Genomic DNA, 17004 nt, shown 5'->3' with positions numbered 1-17004 from the left:
TGCGCCCGCCGCGCCTGCGGCCGCCGCGCCCGCCGCTGCCAGCGAACCGGCGGCTCCGGCGGGCCGTTAACCCTTTTGCCGTTGATTAGGTGGGGGCGCGGTCTCGACTTGCGCCCGGCGCGGGGGCAAGATTCGGACAACGTTCATGTGCTGCGCGCCAGTTTCGCGCAGGAATAGCCAGGGAACCTGACGCCATGACCACCCGCTCCAAGACCTTTGCCCTGCGTCTTGCCGGAGCCGCGCTGATCGGGGCAGCGGCAGCCAGCGTCGCGCCGCTCGCCGTGCCGGCCGCCGCGCAGGAAACCCCCGCCGTCGCCGAAGCGCGGCTGCGCAAGATCGAGGCCGAGGTCCGCGCCTTGCAGCGCAAGGTCTTCCCGGGCGGCGATGGCAAGTTCTTCGAGCCGCAGATCGCGCCGGGCATGGCGGGCGGGGCGGGCGCTCCGGCTGCCACCGTCCAGAGCGGCGTTCCCGCGGCGAGCGCAGTGACCGACATCCTCGTGCGGCTCGACACGCTCGAAGCCCAGCTCCAGCGGCTCACCGCGCGCAGCGAGGAGCAGGCGAACCTCCTTGCCCAGCTCGAAACGCGGCTGGCGGCGCTCGAGACCGCGGCCAATGCCCCGCTGCCCGAAGCCGCGCCCGCTGCCGCACCCGCGCTCCAGCCGGCGGCGACCCTGACCCCGGCGGCGACGAGCCCCGCCCAGAGCCCCGCCCAATCGCCCGTCCAGAGCACCACGAGGCCGCCCGCACAGGCTCCGGCGCCGACCGCTCCCGCCGCCACTCTCGCCGCCTCGCCCAGCCCCTCGCGCCTCGCCGCGGTGCAGGCGATCGCCAAGCCGCAGACCGCCGATCCGGGCGACGATGAATATTCCTACGGCTTCCGCCTCTGGAACGGCGGCTTCTACCCCGAGGCCCGCCAGCAGCTCACCAGGTATGTCGAGCAATACCCGACCCATGCCAAGATCAGCTACGGCCGCAACCTCCTCGGCCGGGCCTTCCTTGACGACCGGATGCCCGAGGATGCGGCGCGCTGGTTCCTCAAGAACTACCAGGCCAACAAGGCGGGCGAGCGCGCGCCCGACAGCCTGCTCTATCTCGGCGCTTCGATGGTCGCGCTCAAGGACACCAAGCGCGCCTGCATCGCGCTTGCCGAATTTGCCGAGACCTACCCGCTGGTCGCCGCCGGCCGCCTCGCGACCGAATACCAGACCACCCGCGCGAAGGTGAAGTGCAGCTAGGCCCTGCCGCGGCCCGCTTTGCCGCCGGCCTGGCGGCGCTGTGGCCTGCCGAGGAGCGCGAGGGGCGAGCGCTCGGCCTGGCGGTGTCGGGCGGGCCGGACAGCCTCGCGCTGCTGCTGCTCGCGGCCGAGGCGCTCCCGGGCGGGATCGCGGTCGCCAGCGTCGATCACGGGTTGCGGCCCGAAGCGGCCGCCGAGGTCGCGCTGGTCGAGCGGATTGCAGGCGCGCTTGGCGTTCCCTTCACCCCCCTCGCTGTAACGCTCGCCCCCGGCAATCTCATGGCCGGCGCGCGCACGGCCCGCTACGGCGCGCTGGCGCGCTGGGCAGGGGAGGCGGGCCTCGGCGCCATCGCCACCGCGCACCATGCCGACGACCAGGCCGAGACGCTGCTGATGCGTTTGAACCGCGGCAGCGGGCTTGCAGGCCTTGCCGGGGTGCGTCCCCGCGGGGTGATCGAGGACAGCGATGTCACCGTGCTGCGCCCGCTCATCGGCTGGCGCAAGGCCGAGCTGGCCGCGGTGGTCGCGGCGGCGGGCATCGTGCCGGCCGAGGACCCTTCCAACACCAGCTCCGCCTTCGAACGCGCCCGGATCCGCGCGCAGCTTGCCGCCGCCGACTGGCTCGACCCCGTCGCCATCGCCGCCAGCGCTGCGCATATCGCCGAAGGCTGGCAGGCGCTCGAATGGTATGCCGAGCTCGACTGGCACGAGATGGTGCTGCGCGAGGAGAGCGACACCGCCGCCCCCGGCTTCACCTATTGCGCCAATGTGCCCCGCGTCATCGCCATCGAGACGATCCTCAGGATCATCCGCGAACTCGGCGGCCACGCCACCCGCGCCGAGGCCGCGCGCGCGTGGGACCGGCTATGGGCGGGCGAGAACGCCTCGCTGGGCGGGGTGCTCGCGGTGCCGGGGGTGGAACGCGTCGAGAAGGTCGGCGTGCCGATGCGCGTCTGGCGCTTCCGTCCCGAGCCGGCGCGGGGGAGCGTGAACTGAGTGCTTGTTGGCGGCCGCGCTGGCGCGCGCCACCGAAGGTGACCAGAGATCAGAGTATCTTGTCGCCCAGCCCGACCATCCGGCCGCGGGTGATGATCACCTTGTCGCCGCGCCTCGCCGCCGCGAACAGCTTGGCGACGAAATCGTCGGGCACGCCGATGCAGCCGTGGCTGGCATAGCCGTTCATCACCGGCGAGCCGTGGATCGCGATCCCGTCCCAGGTCAGCCGCAGCGTCCAGGGCATCGGCGCGTCGTTGTACTTCTCGGAGACGTTGTTGCGCTCCTTGGTGAGGATCGGGAAGGTGCCGAGCGGGGTGGGGTGCTCCTGCGTGCCCACCAGCACCACCGCGGTGCCGATCTCGTGGCCATCGCGGCAGGCGCTGATGACGCGCGCTTCGAGGTCGACGGTGATGACCAGCGCTCCGGTGGCAGGCGCGGCGCTTTCGTCCCAGAACCAGTCGCCGTAGCGGATCGTGCCCTCGACCGGGAGGATCGACCTGATGACGAAGCCGCCGCCAGCAGGTTTGGGCGCGGGGGCGGGGGCGGGCAGGTCCTGCACCACCGGCATCGCGATCATCCGCACCGCGGGCCCGCGCGGGGCATCGGCATCGGGGTCCTGCGCGGCGACCGCTGCGATATCCCCGGCGACCACCCCGGCGACTTCGGCGACATCTTCGGCGGCGGGCGCGGCTTGCGGCGCGGCGGGGCCTGCGCCGGCCAGCGGCGGCAGGCCGGCATAGACCACCGCGGCATCATCGGCTGAGGGCATCTGGCTGTCGGGATCGATCGCCTCGAAGGTCCCCGTGGCGCGCGCCGCGACCGCCTCGGCGGCGTCGGCAGCGCGCCCGGCATCGGGGAGGCCTTGCGCAAAAGCGGCTAATTGCAGCGCGATGACCGCAAGAAGAAAGGCAATGATCCGGACCATGAGAACGAATATGCCGCGTGGGCCTGTCAGTTTCCAGCGCCTAACCGCGCTTTGTCCCTTGCGGGGACGGGCGGGGGCGAGGGGTTAACGGGTGCCGGGGGGCTTGGACCATCTTCTCCCGTCCCCTCGGGGAAGGGCCGAGCCCCCACCCCCTCCCCCCTCCTTTGACAAGGCGGGGAGTACCATTTTCCTACAGACCCGGACTTTGCTAGGCCGGCAAGGCTTGCTCTTTGCCATCGTCGACCCCTCGCGCGACCGCGCCCCGCACCGTCTTGCGGGCGGAAAGAGTTTTGGCGCTGGACAGTGTCTCATTGTCTCCTACACGCGGCCTGAGAGGCCCGTGAGGCGCTGAACCTGCCCCGGAGCGACGACGACTCGGGGGTGCCTTACGCGACCACCCCGAACAGGTCGTGGGCGTCGGCGTCCTCGATGAGGGCGGTGACGATGGCACCCGGCTTGAGGGTGGCGCTGGCGCCCCGCAGGTAGACCGCGCCGTCGATCTCGGGCGCGTCGGCTTGGGAACGCCCGGTGGCGCCGATGTCGCCGTCCTCGTCGGGCTCGCCGACCTCGTCGATGATGACGGGGAGGCTGCGGCCGACCTTGGCGGCGAGCCTGGCGGCGGAGATGCGCTCGGTCACCGCCATGATGCGGGCGTAGCGCTCCTCCTTGACCTCTTCGGGCACAGGATCGGGCAGGGCGTTGGCCGCCGCGCCTTCGACGGGTTCGAAGCGGAAGGCGCCGACGCGGTCCAATTGCGCTTCCTCGAGCCAGTCGAGCAGGTAGCGGAAGTCGTCCTCGGTCTCGCCCGGGAAGCCGACCACGAAGGAGGAACGGATCGCGATGTCGGGGCAGATCGCGCGCCAGCTGTGCAAGCGTTCGAGCACCTTGGCCTCGTTGGCGGGGCGGCGCATCAGCTTCAGCACCTTGGGGCTGGCGTGCTGGAAGGGGATGTCGAGATAGGGGGTGAGCAGCCCCTCGGCCATCAGAGGGATGACCTGGTCGACATGCGGGTAGGGGTAGACGTAGTGGAGGCGGACCCACGGCGACTGGCCTTCGGGGGTGCGAAGGCGGCCAAGCTCGCGGGCGAGGTCGGTCATGTGGGCGCGGACGGGGCTCCCCTTCCAGTCGCGGCTCTCGTGGCGGATGTCGACCCCGTAGGCGCTGGTGTCCTGGCTGATGACGGGCAACTCGCGCGTGCCGGCCGCGACCAGCTTCTCGGCCTCGCGCAGGACAGCGTCGATGCGCCGGCTGGCGAGCTTCCCGCGCAGCGAGGGGATGATGCAGAAGGCGCAGGAGTGGTTACACCCCTCGCTGATCTTGAGGTAGGAGTAGTGGCGCGGGGTGAGCTTGATATCGGGTTGGGGTATGAGGTCGACGAAGGGCCCCTGCGAGGGCGGGGCATGGAGGTGCACCGCCTCGACCACCTGCTCGTACTGGTGCGCGCCGGTCACCGCGAGCACGCTGGGATGCGCGGCGCGGATCGCCTCGGCCTCCTCGCCCATGCAGCCGGTGACGATGACGCGGCCGTTCTCGGCGATCGCCTCGCCGATCGCGGCAAGGCTCTCCTCCTTGGCGCTGTCGAGGAAGCCGCAGGTGTTGACGAGCACCACGTCGGCGCCGGCGTAGTCCTCGGCGAAGGCATAGCCATCGGCGCGCAGGCGGGTGAGGATGCGCTCGGAATCGACCAGCGCCTTGGGGCAGCCGAGGCTGACCATGCCGATGCGCTTCTGGTCGGGGAGGGTGGTGGGAGCGGTGGTCATGTCGGCGCGGCCCCTACACCGTGTGCGCCGCTCGCGCTAGGCTTGACCGCGCTGCCCCCGCGATGGCATCGGGAGAGCCATGATCGCCAAGCTCTTCACCGACCACCCGCGCAGCCTCGGCGAGACCTATGGCCAGCACGCCCGCACCGCCTTCAGCTTCGGCTGGCGGATGACGCTGGGGGGCCTCGCCTGCATGGTCCATGCGGTGGTGCCCGGCCTCTTCTTCAAGACCGCGAGCCGCACCGTGGTCCAGCTCGACGCCGAGATGCGCGGCCGCAAGCCGGCGCCAGGCGAGGAGGAGTTCGCCTACGTCATCTGAGGGCGCCATCTGAGGCGCGCTCTGTCCTGCCCGCGCCGCTTGGAGTATGGAGCCGGGCATGCGGATTACCATCACCAAGGGCACCAGCGCCGACAGGATCGCGCTCGAACGCGCCGACGGCTCGCGCGCGGCGTTCGGCTTCCCCAGGAAGGGCCCCTATCCGCACGATGCCTACCACTTCTTCGTCGAGCGCGAGCTCGGCATGGCGGCGGGGTTCTGGGGGCTGGTCGCGGGCGGGATAGCGCCTGACGATGTGCAGGCGCTCGCGCTCGCGGGCGGCCATGCCAGCGCCAAGCGGGCGGGGGTGCCGGACGCGGGGCTGGTCCAGCTGATCCAGGCCGAACGCCTCGTCGAATGCTTCGAGGCGGCGAGCTGGAGCGGCGGGGCGGACGACGACAGCATCATGGCAATGGCCGAGCCCGGGTGGGCCGCAGGCCACGTGCCCCCGCCCGAGGGCGTGCCCGGCAGGCTGGGTGCGATCCGCGCTGGCCTCGACCCCTTCCTCGCCGCATGGAGCGCGCTCGCCGCGGGCGAAGCGCTCACCCTCGACTGGCCAGCTCATCTGGAGACCCGCAAATGAACGACTTTGCCCTGTGGCCGGTGCTGGCGGGCGCCGCCGCCTTCTTCGCGGTCGGCGCGCTGTGGTATGGCGTCCTGTTCAGCAAGCCGTGGCAGCGCGCGGCGGGCCTGTCGAACACCCAGCTGCGCGAGGGCAACATGGCCGTGATCTTCGGCCTGACGCTGGCCTTCGAGATGCTGATCGCGATGGTGCTGTGGCACCTCCTCGCCCGCACCGATCCGCCGCCGCACGTGGTGATGATGATGGCGGTGGGCTTCGCGGTCGGCGTGATGATCCCGGCGATCGGGATCAATTACCTCTACCTGAGGAAGCCGCTCGCGCTGTTCCTGATCGACGCCGGGCACTTCATCACCGGCATGGCGGCGATGGGCGGGGTGTTCGTGTGGTTCAGGAGCTAGACGCGGCGCTCTCGCGCGCCGCGGTCGGCACGATCTCGACCACCACGTCCCCGGGCTGGAGCATCTGGCATTCGTCCTCCCAGAAGCCGATCGGGCGGCCATTGCGGTATACCCTCAGGCCCTTGCCGCCGCTCTCGAGCTCGGCGATCGACTTGCCGCATTCCGCTTCGCTCACCACCCGCTCGACCAGCTGCACCCGGCCGCTGACGCTGGCGAGGTCGGCGAGGTAATCGGCGATGTGTGCGCCCTTGACGCTGCCGGCCAGCAGCAGCCCGGTGAAGCGCACCGGGTTGATGACGTTGTTCGCCCCCGCCTGCCGCGCCAGCAGTTCGTTGTCGTCGGCGCGCACCACCACGCTGATCGGCACCTTGGGGGCGAGGTGGCGGACGGTCAGCACGATTAGAATCGAGGTGTCGTCGCGACCCGCACTCACCAGCACGCTCTGCGCCTCGGCGATCCGCACCGCCTTCAGCGTCTCGTCGCGGGTGGCGTCGGCGGCCATCACGTTGACCCCGAGCTTCTCGGCTGCCGCGAGGCGATCCTCGCTGGGGTCGATCACCACGATGCAGCGCGGGTCCACGCCGCGCTCGATCAGTTCAGCCACGCTCTGGCTGTTGGAGGTGCCGTAGCCGAGCACGACCACATGGCCGGTGAGCTGTTCCTCGATGCGGGCCATGCGAAACTTCTCCCAGCTGCGCTTGATGACGAAATCGTAGGCCGCGCCCACGAAGATGAACAGGACGGCGATGCGCACCGGGGTGACGATCACCGCCTCGATCAGCCGCGCGCGGTCCGAAATCGGGGCGATGTCGCCGAAGCCGGTCGTGGTGATCGAGATCATCGTGAAATAGACGACGTCGAGAAAGCTGATGGCGCCGTCGTGCGTGTCCTTCAGGCCGTCGCGGTCGAGCCAGTGGATCGCCACCACCAGCGCGATCAGCAGGAAGGCGAGGCCGAGCCTGAGGCCGAGGTCGCCCCACACGGGGAGCTTCACCTCGCGCCGGAGCGGACGGAACTGGTCGGCCAGAAGCGCGCGCCGCCTGAACGGGTTGCGGCGCGCCGGGGGTGCCATCAGTCGGCGAACCGCTCGGCAAGGATGCCGATGGTCGAATAGTGAGTGAGATCGAGCTGGAGCGGGGTCACCGCGACGAAGCCTTCCTCGATCGCTTCAAGGTCGGTGCCGTGGTCGAGAGTATGCTCGATCTGGTCGAGCCCGAACCAGAAATAGCGGTAGCCGCGCGGGTCGCGGCCCTCGACGATGGTGCCGCGCGAATAGTCGTGGAAGCCCTGACGCACCACGCGGATGCCCTTGACGTCCTCGGCGGGACGCGCGGGGAAGTTGACGTTGATGAGCGTGCGGTCGGCCATCGGCGCGTCGATCAGCTTCGCGAGCACCTTCGGCCCCCATTCGAGCGCCGCGCCGAAGGGCACCTCGTCGCCCATCCCTTCGCGGGCATAGACCTGGCTGAAGGCGACCGAGCGGATGCCCGCGAGCGCGCCCTCGATCGCGGCCGAGACCGTGCCCGAATAGGTGATGTCGTCGGCGAGGTTGGCGCCGCGGTTGACCCCTGAGAGGATGATGTCGGGCGCGTCCAGCATGACTTCGCGCAGCGCCATCATCACGCTGTCGGTGGGCGTGCCGCTCACCGCAAAGCGCCGATCGCCATGCTTGTGCAGGCGCACGGGGCGGGTCAGGGTCAGCGAATGCCCCGCCCCCGATTGCTCCTCGCTGGGGGCGCAGATCCAGATGTCGTCGGAGAACTGGCGCGCGATCTCTTCCAGCACCTTGAGGCCGGGGGCGTTGATGCCGTCGTCATTGGTGAGGAGGATGCGCATTACTGGGCGGGTTCCAATCGGGTGATACCGCCCATGTAGGGCAGCAGGGCATCGGGCACGGTGACCGAGCCATCCGCGTTCTGGTAGTTCTCGATCACCGCGACCAGCGTGCGCCCGACCGCGAGGCCGGAGCCGTTGAGGGTGTGGACGAACTCGGTGCGCTTTTCGCCTGCCACCCGGTAGCGGGTGTTCATCCGCCGCGCCTGGAAGTCGCCGGTGTTGGAGCACGAGCTGATCTCGCGGTAGGCGCCTTGTCCCGGGAGCCAGACTTCGAGGTCATAGGTCTTGCGCGCGCCGAAGCCCATGTCGCCGGTGCACAGCAGCAGCTTGCGGTAGGGCAGCCGTAAGCGTTCGAGGATGGTCTCGGCGGCGCGGGTCATGCGCTGGTGTTCGGCTTCGGAATCCTCTGGGCGCACGATGCTGACCAGCTCGCACTTCTCGAACTGGTGCTGGCGGATGAACCCGCGCGTATCGCGCCCCGCCGCCCCGGCCTCGGAACGGAAGCACAAGGTGAGCGCGGTGAGGCGCATGGGGAGCACGGCTTCGTCGAGCAGTTCGCCCATGACGCTGGCGGTGAGGGAGACTTCCGAGGTGGGGATGAGCCAGCGCCCGTTGGTGGTGCAGAAACTATCTTCGGCGAACTTGGGCAACTTGTCGGTGCCATACATGGCATCATCGCCCACCAGCACCGGCGGATTGCATTCGGCATAGCCGTGCTCGCCCGTCTGCACGTCGAGCATGAACTGGCCGAGCGCGCGGTGGAGCCTTGCCATCGGCCCACGCAGGAAAGTGAAGCGCGCGCCCGAGAGCCTTGCGCCGGTCTCGAAATCCATGCCGAGGGCAGGCGCGATGTCGGCGTGTTCGCGGGGGGTGAAGTCGAATTCGCGCAGGTTGCCCCAGCGGCTGACTTCGACATTGTCTTCCTCGCCCGCGCCGTCGGGCACATCCGCAGCCGGCAGGTTGGGGATGATCTCGAGCGCCGCTTTCAGCTTTCCCGCCAGTTCCTCGGCGCGGGTCTCCATCGCGGGCATCGCGTCCTTCAATGCGGCGACCTCGGCCTTGATCGCTTCGGCGCCGTCCTTGTCGCCCTTGGCCATCGCCGCGCCGATCAGCTTGCTCGCCTCGTTGCGGCGGCTCTGCGCGACCTGCACTTCGGTCACCGCCGCGCGGCGTTCCTCGTCCAGTGCGATCAGGGACGCAGCCTGCCCGGGCAAGCCGCGGCGGGCGAGGCCGGCATCGAAGCCGGTCGGATTCTCTCGGATCAGGCGGATATCGTGCATGGTGCGCGCATATGCCCGCTCGGGCTTCCCAAGGAAAGAGGGAAGGGCGGGGTCGGCAGGCCGCGCCGTGGCTGCGACCTGCGGCGGAACCCTCGCGGCCCTGCACCGGTACGTCAGGCCAAGGAGAACAGCATCATGCTCAAGAAGATCATCGGCGCCGCGATCGGTGCCAAGCTTGCCAAGAACTCGCCCGCCGTGGGCGGCGCGGCCGGCGCGGCGCTGGGCGCGGCGGTGCCCTTCGTGCTGTCGCGCATCAGCCTGCCGACGATGGTGGTGCTGGGGGTGGGCGGCTATCTCGCCAGGCGCTGGCTGGGCGGGCAGCCGCAGCAGACAGGCACGCCGCCTGCCGCCGCGCTGCCCGCGCCGGTGCTCCCGAGCCTTCCCCCGACCGTACCCACGCCGGTCCAGACCTACGATCTGCCCTGACCCGAAGCGGGGCGGCGGTGGATAGCCAGAGGCCGCCGCCCCGTTGGGGAAAGGGTTTCTAGAAGTTGACCTGTGCGGTGACGAACACGCGGCGCGGATCGCCGTAGAAGCCGGTCAGCGTGCCTTCGCGCCCGAGCGTGGGCACGAACGGCGCCCCGCCCACGCCGCCAGCGACGAAGTTGTAGCCGGCAACGATGTATTCCTTGTCGAACAGGTTCTTGCCATGGAGGCCGAGCGAATAGCGCCCGTCGTCCGAGGTGTAGACGATGCTCGCGTCAACCAGCACGAAGCTGTCCTGATCGAGGAACGGGTTGGGCACTTCGAACTGGCTCGCATCCGAGCGCAGCGCGGCCGTGCCGATGAAATCGACGATCCCGCCGGCCAGCGGCAGGCCCAGGTCGAAGCCCATGTGGGCGGTGATGTCGGGGGTGTTCTGGAAGACCCGCTGGCTCGCCACATCGCGGCCGAAGGCGTCGATGAAGGTGTTGAACTTGGCGTCGATCACGCCGAGCGACCAGTTGACGGTGAAGCGGCTGCCGTCACCGGCAAAGTCGCGGCCGACCAGCGCGTTGCCTTCGAATTCGATCCCGTTGACATCGGCGCTTGCGGCGTTGGAGGTGATGCCGATGAAGCTCTCGTTCACCCCGTCGCCATTGGCATCGAAGCCGACCGAGCCGGGGATCTGGACGTCCTTGTACTTGCCGAGGAACCCCGCGAGGCTGATGTTGAGCCGGTTGTCGAGCAGCGAGGCCTTCCAGCCCGCCTCGTAGCTGTCGACCGTTTCGGGGTCGAAGGCGAGGAAGTCGTAGACCTGTTCGGGCGTGCAGGCCCCGCCGGTCGGGTTGCGGCATGCGGTGGTCTGGCCGCGCGGGTCGAAGCCGCCGCCCTTGAACCCTTGCGAATAGGTGAAATAGAGGTTGTGGTCGGGCGTCGGCTGCCAGCTGATCGAGGCGCGCGGGTTGAAGTCTTCGAAGGTGGCGCTGCCGGTGAAGTTGCTGGTGGTGGCGATCACCGCACCGGTCCCGCCGAACAGGTTCGAGAACCCGCCGAGGAAGGTCCGCCGCAGCACCAGACTGGTGCGCTTGTCGTTGGTGTAGCGCCCGCCGACCGAGACGCTGAGCGTGTCGGTGAGATCGTAGGTGAAGTCGCCGAACACCGACCAGGTTTCGGTATCGACATCGCCCAGGGTCTGCGCGGTCAGGCCGTTGACGGTGGTGAACAGCGCCACGTCGAAGGCGGTGAAGGCATTGGCGTCGAGGTAGTAGACGCCGAGCACGCCCGACAGCTTGTCGCCCTCGTAGAGCAGCTGGAGTTCCTGGCTGAACTGGTTGTTCTCGTAGATCGCCGGCACGTCGAGATCGATCGCGGGAAGGCTGTCGAAGTCGATCGGGGTGGTCGAGCTGTCCTCGCGGTAGCCGGTGATCGACTTGAAGGTCAGCGTGTCGGAGAGTTCGATCGCGATGTTGAGTGCAGCCCCATAGGCCTCGACCTCCTGGTCCACGATGTTGAGCCCGGCGCGGGTGTCGAACACGTCACCCAGCACCGGCGCGCCGCTGCGCAGACCGGGGATGAAGCGGTGCCCCTGGCGGGCTTCGGAGTTGTCCTTGACGTAGTCGCCCGAAAGCCGCGCCTTGACCGGGCCGCTCTCGAATTCGACCGTGGCCCGCGCGGCCCAGACGTCCTTGTTGTAGTTCTCGGTCCCGAGCGTCAGGTTTTCCCCGAAGCCGCCGCGCGACAGCCGCGCGCCGCTCGCGCCGATCTTGAAGCTGTCGCCGATCGGGGTCGAGGCGGTGACGATCAGGTCGGCCTGGTCGTATGAGCCGTAGGTCGCGCGCGCCTTGAGGCTCAGATCGTCGGGCAGGTCGGCGGTGACATACTTGATCGCGCCGCCGATGGTGTTGCGCCCGTAGAGCGTGCCCTGCGGCCCGCGCAGCACTTCGATGCGCTCGACATCATAGACATCGAGCACCGCGGCCTGCGGGCGGTTGAGGTAGACATCGTCGACGTAGAGGCCGACGCCCGCTTCGAAGCCGGCGACCGGATCCTGTTGGCCGACGCCGCGGATGAAGGCGGTGAGCGTGGTGTTGGTGCCGCGGCTCACTTCGAGCGTGATGTTGGGCACCTGCTGGGCGACCTGGGTGATATCCTGCACGCCCTGCTTGGCAAGCGCCTCGCCCGAGATCGCGGTGACCGACAATGGCACGTCAAGCAGCTTTTCCTCGCGGCGACGGGCGGTGACGTAGATGACGCCGTCTTCCTCGGCAGCGGCAGCGGCGGCGGCTTCGTCGGCGGCGTCCTGCGCGGCGGCGGGGGCGGCATAGACGGCAAGTCCGGCGGCGCCGGCAAGCAGCAGTGCGCGGGTGCAAAGCATCGTTTTCATGGGTTGGTTCCTCTCCTGGCCCTCTTATGGCCATCACTCGTATTGAAAGTTGAACCACCTTTCAAGTTTAGACTTGTGCGGGCCCGTTGCGCGGCCTACCGAAAGCGCCGAGGGAGAGGCAGATGGGCAACACTCGGGAAGCTGCGGCGCCGGTCGCCGATGATGCGTCGCCTGACGCCAAGACGCCGCGCACCGAACGCGGGCGGCGCACCTTGCGCAAGCTGCTCGACGCGGCGGCCGAGGAGTTCGGCGAAAAGGGCTTCCACGAGGCTTCGGTCAGCTCGATCACCCGCCGCGCCGGCATGGCGCTGGGCAGCTTCTATACCTATTTCGACAGCAAGGACGCGCTGTTCCGCGCGCTGGTCGCGGACATGAGCGAGCAGGTGAAAAGCAGCGCGAGGTCGGCGATCAGCGAGGGCATGGGGGCGCTCGAGATCGAGCGCGCAGGGCTCCTCGCCTTCCTCAACTTCGCGGCCGAGCACAAGGAAGTCTACCGCATCATCGACGAGGCCGAGTTCGTCGATCCGGCAAGTTACCGCGAACATTACGAGACGATCGCCGCGCGCTTTGTCGAGCGCTTGCAGGCTGGCGCGGCACGGGGCGAGTTCCGCGACGGGCTGGGCGAGATCGAGGCCTGGGCGATGATGGGCATGAACGTGTTTGCGGGCCTGCGCTTTGCGGTGTGGGGCCGGAATGACAAGTCCCCCGAAGAGGTCGCCGACGGGGTCAATCGCTTGCTGGCGGAAGGCCTGCTGCGCCGCTAAGGCTTGCGGCGATGATCCTCGCTGTCGACGCTATCCCCGAGGCCGATCGCCTCGCCGCCATCCATGACCGCATTGCCCTGCTCGAATGGCGGGACGGGCGCGAGACGGCAGGGGCGGTCGCGCGCGAGGTCAAGCGCAACGCGCAGGCGGTGATGGATTCCACCGCGGGCCGCAGCCTCGCCGAGGAGATCACGGGCCTCCTGCAAAGCCACCCGGTGATCCGCGCCGCCGCGCAGCCGCGCCGCTTCTCGCACCTGCTGGTCAGCCGGACGGGCGAGGGCGGGGGCTATGGCGCGCATGTCGACAATGCCCTGATGGGGAAGGGCGACCGGCGGGTGCGCACCGACCTGTCCTTCACGCTGTTCCTGACCCCGCCCGAGGCATACGACGGCGGCGAGCTTGTCATTCACGCCGCCGGGGCGACCCAGTCGGTAAAGGGCGAGCCGGGGCATCTGGTGCTCTACCCCTCGGGCTCGATCCACGAGGTGCGGCCGGTGACGCGGGGACAGCGGATCGTGTGCGTGGGATGGATCGAGAGCATGATCGCCGACGCTGCCCGGCGCGAATTGCTGTTCGATCTGGAAAATCTGCGCGCTTCCTTGCGCGCGCAGCTGCCCGCACAGTCCGCCGAGCTGCTGACGCTCGACAAGACCATCGCCAATCTATTGCGGATGTGGGCGCGGGTCTGACCGCTTCGGCGCGGCGGCGCGTTTGCCCTTTACGGTGAACCACACGATCAGGCTCACCCCGATGACGCTCGGCCCCGCCCAGATCGCGGGGTTGAAGACATGTTCGGGCACCAGCCGGATCAGCCCCACCGACAGGAACGCCGTATAGGCCGAAATGCCCATGCCGATGAGGGCGCGGAAATGCTCGCCAATGTGGGTCCCGCGCGGCGGATCGCTCTCGCGCCAGATATAACGCTGCTGGATCAGCATCGCGGCGATGCCGATGAAGGCGACGAGCATCATCAGCGGATGGCCCACCTGCCAGCCGAACCAGCCGCACCACGCGCCGGTCAGTACCACCGCAGCGATGACCGCCTGATAGCGGGCCGAGCGCAAGGCGCGGCGGTTGCGGCTGTGCCTCACCACCCCAAGGCCATAGTCGACAAAGCCGATGGTGAGCATGCCGAGATAGAGCATCATCCACCCGAACAGCCCGTCGAACAGCCTGCGGTCGGTGACCTCGGGGTGGCGGTGTTCGGGGCCGTAGAGCGACAGGAAGGCCATCGCGATGGCGAGCGTCCCTGCGCCAAGGAAGCCGTAGCACGCTGCGCGGCCCCACTTGCGGTGCGCTGCTGCGCCCTTCCTCGTGACGATCGGTCCCCAGAACGCGATCAGCCCCACCGCGCCGGTGGCGACATGGAACACGACAAGCGCGTGAAACAGCGTCATGCCGGCCAGCATGACACAAACCGTGTCCATCCGCTAGGACACTCTGGCGTTCGGCTCAGCGCACCCGCGAGGGCGCGACCAGCACCGCGTTGGCGATCATCAGGTCGAGCCCGTCGAGGAAGGCGCGGGTCGAAGGGTCATGGACAAAGCCGATCACCAGCCCGCGACCGGTCGGCTGGGCCATCAGGTAGGGCTTGTAGGCCATCTGCCGCCGGTTCTCGTCCCACACATAGCCGCTGGCGACGAGGTTGCCGGGCGCCGCAAAGCGCACTGCGTTGACGCCCTTGTCGCGCCCCAAGGGCGTGAAGATCTGCGTCCCTGTCGCCAGCACCACTGCACCATCGTCATAGCCGGCCGAGAGGAAGTGGTCGGGCTCGCCCACCACGTTGAGCAGCGCGCCGGGCAGCGTGTCCGGGAGCGCGGCCGGGTCCTTGATCGCCTCGCGGTAGGCGGCATCGCTGGCGATTTCGGCGGCTTCGGCCAGATCGCTCTTGTCGCCGCTGGTCTCGCCGGGATCGCGGCCCAGCGCCGCCTCGCGCTTGACCGCAAGCAGCGGATTGTCGCCTGAACTGAACGTCTCGAGACTGTCGCCAATCGCCACCAGCACCCCGCCGCGCTGGACGAAGGCGCGCAGGGCCCGCTGGCCGGCATCGCCGAACTGGGCGGAAGGGTTGCCCTCGGGCACCAGCACCACGTCATAGTCGGAGAGGTCCGCGCGGGCCAAGCGAGAGGTGCGGATCGGGGTCACGGGCAAGCCGATGCGCTGTTCGAGCACATAGCGCAGCGCGCCTGCCGAAAGCTGGTCGATCCCGTCGTCCCACGCCACGGCCACGCGCGGCACGGTGAGGCGCACGAAATGCTCGCTGCCGAGATTGGGCCCGTTCTCGACCCAGCCATTGTCGAGCGCGACCGTGGCCGCGCCGATCTCGCCCGCCAGCGCGGCAAGGCGCGCCATCTTCCCGGGCGTGTTGGAACCGGCGGGGAACACCACCGTGCCGCGCGGGAACGTCCGCCCGCCTGCAACGAAGGCCTTGTCGGTGACGCGGCCCTCGATCCCTTCGCGAAGGGCAAGGGTAACGAGGCGCGCCTGCCCGCTGTCGGTCCATGGCACGGCAATGGCGAAGGCCCCGCTGCCTTCGGCCCTAGGCGTGATCGGCGCGTCGGCGCTGACCGTGTCGCCGCCGCTGGCAATATTGCACAGCGCCACGTCGACCCCCGCCATCGGCCCCACCGCCCAGGCGGTCACGTCGTAAAGCTCGTGCGGCAGATCGACCGAGCGGCGGCGCTCCTGTTCGGCGAGGAAATCGGGCGGCAGCGGCGTGTCGCGGTCGAGCAGGCTGCGCACCAGCCGTGCGGCCGGCTGGGCCTGCGGCACGGCGAGGTAGCCGGCGGGATAGGACTTGCCGCAAGCGCTGGCTCCGCCCTCGCGGCGCAGCACGGTGATGCCCTGCGCAGCAAGGCGCCGTCCGAGCCGTTCGGCATTCCAGCGGCGCTTGCCGAGGTCGATCACATAGGTGCCTTTGCCCGCCGCGCCGCTCGCATTGCCCGCGCGGTAGGCGGCGAAATCGGCGAGGAAACGCTGCGCATTGTCCGCCACCGCGCTCGCCGTTGCGAGGCTTGCCGAAAAGTGGTTGGCGATGCCATCGGCATAGGTCAGTTCGGTCCCGTCGCGGCGCTTGAACACGAGCCCGCGCGCCGACCCCTGTTCGTAGGTGCTCCCGACCGCCCCCTGATGCGCGTTCCAGGTGTCGCCATAGCCGGGGTAGAACAGGTCATAGACCTCGCGGGTGAAAAAAGGCTCGCCGCGCGCATCGAAGGCGGCGGCGTTGTAGCGGCCGATCAGTTCATAGGCGCGGATCTGGGCGGGGGTGAGGTTGGGGCTGTAGGGCTGGGCGGCCGGCGTGAAGAAATAGGTCTCGTCCCCGCCCATCTCGTGGAGGTCGACCACCACCACCGGGTTCCACTGGCGGATCGCGGCGACCTTGCCGCGGGTTTCGGGCTGCGAGAGCGTGAACCAGTCGCGGTTCAAATCGAACATGTAGTGGTTGACCCGCCCGCTCGGCCAGGGCTCGTCATGCTCGGCCGCCTGCCGGTCGGCGTCGGCGGCAATGCCGGTCGCGGCGAGGAAGTTGTTGACGAAGCGCGCGCGCCCGTCGGGGTTCTGCATCGGGTCGATCACCACGATGGTGCCGGCCATGATCTTGTCGGCCCGCGCGTCGCCCTTCGCGGCGAGCAGGTGATAGGCGGTCATCAGCGCGGCATCGGTCGAGGAGATCTCGTTGCCGTGGACGCCATATTGCAGCCAGGTCACCGGCAGCGCGCTGCCATTGCCTGCGCGGCCCGCAGCGATGTTCGCCATGTCGGCGCGAATCGCATCGAGCCGCGCCATATTGGCGGGTGCCGAGAGCACCAGATAGTAGAGCGGCCGCCCCTCCCAGCTCGTCGCATACTGCACCAGCCGCGCCCGATCGGGCGCGGCGGCGGCGAGCGCCTTCAAATAGGCATAGGCCTGGTCGGGCGAGGTGATCCGGCTGCCCGGCGCATGGCCGGCGGTGGCGGTGAGCGTCGGGATTGCGGGATCGAACTGCCCTTCGGCAAAGGATTGCGCACCTGCGGGCGAGGCCGAGGCGAAGATGGCAAGGAGAATGAGGCTCCAACCCCGGATCATGTCACGCATCGTCTGTCCCTGTTCGGCCGCAAGCAGCAAGA

The 17004-nt window shown here is 69.2% G+C and carries 16 protein-coding genes; 8 read left to right on the top strand and 8 right to left on the bottom strand.

Features of this window, described 5'->3' with window-relative positions:
• Positions 1-194 precede the first annotated feature (194 nt).
• Entirely contained in the window at positions 195-1235 is a 1041-nt protein-coding gene (locus D620_RS0100850; RefSeq protein ID WP_017663887.1) for a tetratricopeptide repeat protein, read from the top strand.
• Positions 1226-2230 (top strand): tRNA lysidine(34) synthetase TilS, encoded by a 1005-nt coding sequence (gene tilS / locus D620_RS0100845; RefSeq protein ID WP_017663886.1) that lies wholly within the window; start codon positions 1226-1228, stop codon positions 2228-2230. The genes D620_RS0100850 and tilS overlap by 10 nt, the downstream gene beginning before the upstream one ends.
• Before the next feature lie 49 nt (positions 2231-2279).
• Here the strand turns inward: tilS and D620_RS0100840 are convergent, their stop codons facing one another.
• Both D620_RS0100840 and rimO read right to left on the bottom strand, forming a co-directional pair.
• On the bottom strand, positions 2280-3155 hold the full coding sequence (locus D620_RS0100840; protein ID WP_017663885.1) for a L,D-transpeptidase family protein: 876 nt from the start codon (positions 3153-3155) through the stop codon (positions 2280-2282).
• 386 nt (positions 3156-3541) lie between these two features.
• A complete protein-coding gene (gene rimO, locus D620_RS0100835; protein ID WP_017663884.1) occupies positions 3542-4915 on the bottom strand; it encodes a 30S ribosomal protein S12 methylthiotransferase RimO in 1374 nt (457 codons plus the stop codon).
• Positions 4916-4994: 79 nt separating this feature from the next.
• On the opposite strand from rimO, the gene D620_RS0100830 reads away from it, so the two are divergent.
• Genes D620_RS0100830 through D620_RS0100820 form a run of 3 tightly spaced genes read left to right on the top strand, consistent with a single transcriptional unit; the run spans position 4995 to position 6212 of the window.
• The gene (locus tag D620_RS0100830; RefSeq protein WP_017663883.1) at positions 4995-5234 is read left to right on the top strand and encodes a DUF6356 family protein; all 240 of its coding nucleotides are present in this window, start codon (positions 4995-4997) and stop codon (positions 5232-5234) included.
• A gap of 58 nt (positions 5235-5292) precedes the next feature.
• Entirely contained in the window at positions 5293-5814 is a 522-nt protein-coding gene (locus tag D620_RS0100825) for a hypothetical protein (protein WP_155799912.1), read from the top strand.
• A complete protein-coding gene (locus D620_RS0100820; RefSeq protein ID WP_017663881.1) occupies positions 5811-6212 on the top strand; it encodes a DUF1761 domain-containing protein in 402 nt (133 codons plus the stop codon). Before D620_RS0100825 ends, D620_RS0100820 begins: the two co-directional genes overlap by 4 nt.
• On the opposite strand, the gene D620_RS0100815 is transcribed toward D620_RS0100820, so the two are convergent.
• From D620_RS0100815 to serS, 3 genes are read right to left on the bottom strand one after another with little or no spacing between them, the layout of a single operon-like run.
• Positions 6202-7284: a potassium channel family protein gene (locus D620_RS0100815; protein WP_017663880.1), complete on the bottom strand. Its 1083-nt coding sequence runs from the start codon at positions 7282-7284 to the stop codon at positions 6202-6204. The genes D620_RS0100820 and D620_RS0100815 overlap by 11 nt on opposite strands.
• Entirely contained in the window at positions 7284-8048 is a 765-nt protein-coding gene (surE, locus tag D620_RS0100810) for a 5'/3'-nucleotidase SurE (RefSeq protein WP_017663879.1), read from the bottom strand. Before surE ends, D620_RS0100815 begins: the two co-directional genes overlap by 1 nt.
• The gene (gene serS / locus D620_RS0100805; protein WP_017663878.1) at positions 8048-9328 is read right to left on the bottom strand and encodes a serine--tRNA ligase; all 1281 of its coding nucleotides are present in this window, start codon (positions 9326-9328) and stop codon (positions 8048-8050) included. Before serS ends, surE begins: the two co-directional genes overlap by 1 nt.
• Before the next feature lie 135 nt (positions 9329-9463).
• Here serS and D620_RS0100800 point away from each other — a divergent pair, with 135 nt between their 5' ends.
• A complete protein-coding gene (locus D620_RS0100800; RefSeq protein ID WP_017663877.1) occupies positions 9464-9754 on the top strand; it encodes a hypothetical protein in 291 nt (96 codons plus the stop codon).
• A 58-nt stretch (positions 9755-9812) separates the two neighbouring features.
• Here the strand turns inward: D620_RS0100800 and D620_RS0100795 are convergent, their stop codons facing one another.
• Entirely contained in the window at positions 9813-12134 is a 2322-nt protein-coding gene (locus D620_RS0100795) for a TonB-dependent receptor domain-containing protein (RefSeq protein ID WP_017663876.1), read from the bottom strand.
• A gap of 122 nt (positions 12135-12256) precedes the next feature.
• Here D620_RS0100795 and D620_RS0100790 point away from each other — a divergent pair, with 122 nt between their 5' ends.
• Both D620_RS0100790 and D620_RS0100785 read left to right on the top strand, forming a co-directional pair.
• Positions 12257-12898, top strand: coding sequence for a TetR/AcrR family transcriptional regulator (locus D620_RS0100790; RefSeq protein WP_017663875.1), 642 nt, complete (start codon positions 12257-12259; stop codon positions 12896-12898).
• Between the two features lie 11 nt (positions 12899-12909).
• Positions 12910-13587, top strand: coding sequence for a Fe2+-dependent dioxygenase (locus D620_RS0100785; protein WP_017663874.1), 678 nt, complete (start codon positions 12910-12912; stop codon positions 13585-13587).
• Here D620_RS0100785 and D620_RS0100780 read toward each other — a convergent pair.
• Together D620_RS0100780 and D620_RS0100775 are read right to left on the bottom strand one after the other, a co-directional pair.
• Positions 13561-14295, bottom strand: a complete 735-nt coding sequence (locus D620_RS0100780; RefSeq protein ID WP_033375791.1) for a hypothetical protein — start codon at positions 14293-14295, stop codon at positions 13561-13563. The genes D620_RS0100785 and D620_RS0100780 overlap by 27 nt on opposite strands.
• Positions 14296-14350: 55 nt before the next feature.
• The gene (locus D620_RS0100775) at positions 14351-16972 is read right to left on the bottom strand and encodes a M14 family metallopeptidase (protein ID WP_051020487.1); all 2622 of its coding nucleotides are present in this window, start codon (positions 16970-16972) and stop codon (positions 14351-14353) included.
• Positions 16973-17004 lie beyond the last annotated feature (32 nt).

The organism is Porphyrobacter sp. AAP82, assembly GCF_000331285.1.
Lineage (GTDB): Bacteria > Pseudomonadota > Alphaproteobacteria > Sphingomonadales > Sphingomonadaceae > Erythrobacter.
This window is presented reverse-complemented; position numbering and strand designations above follow the sequence as displayed.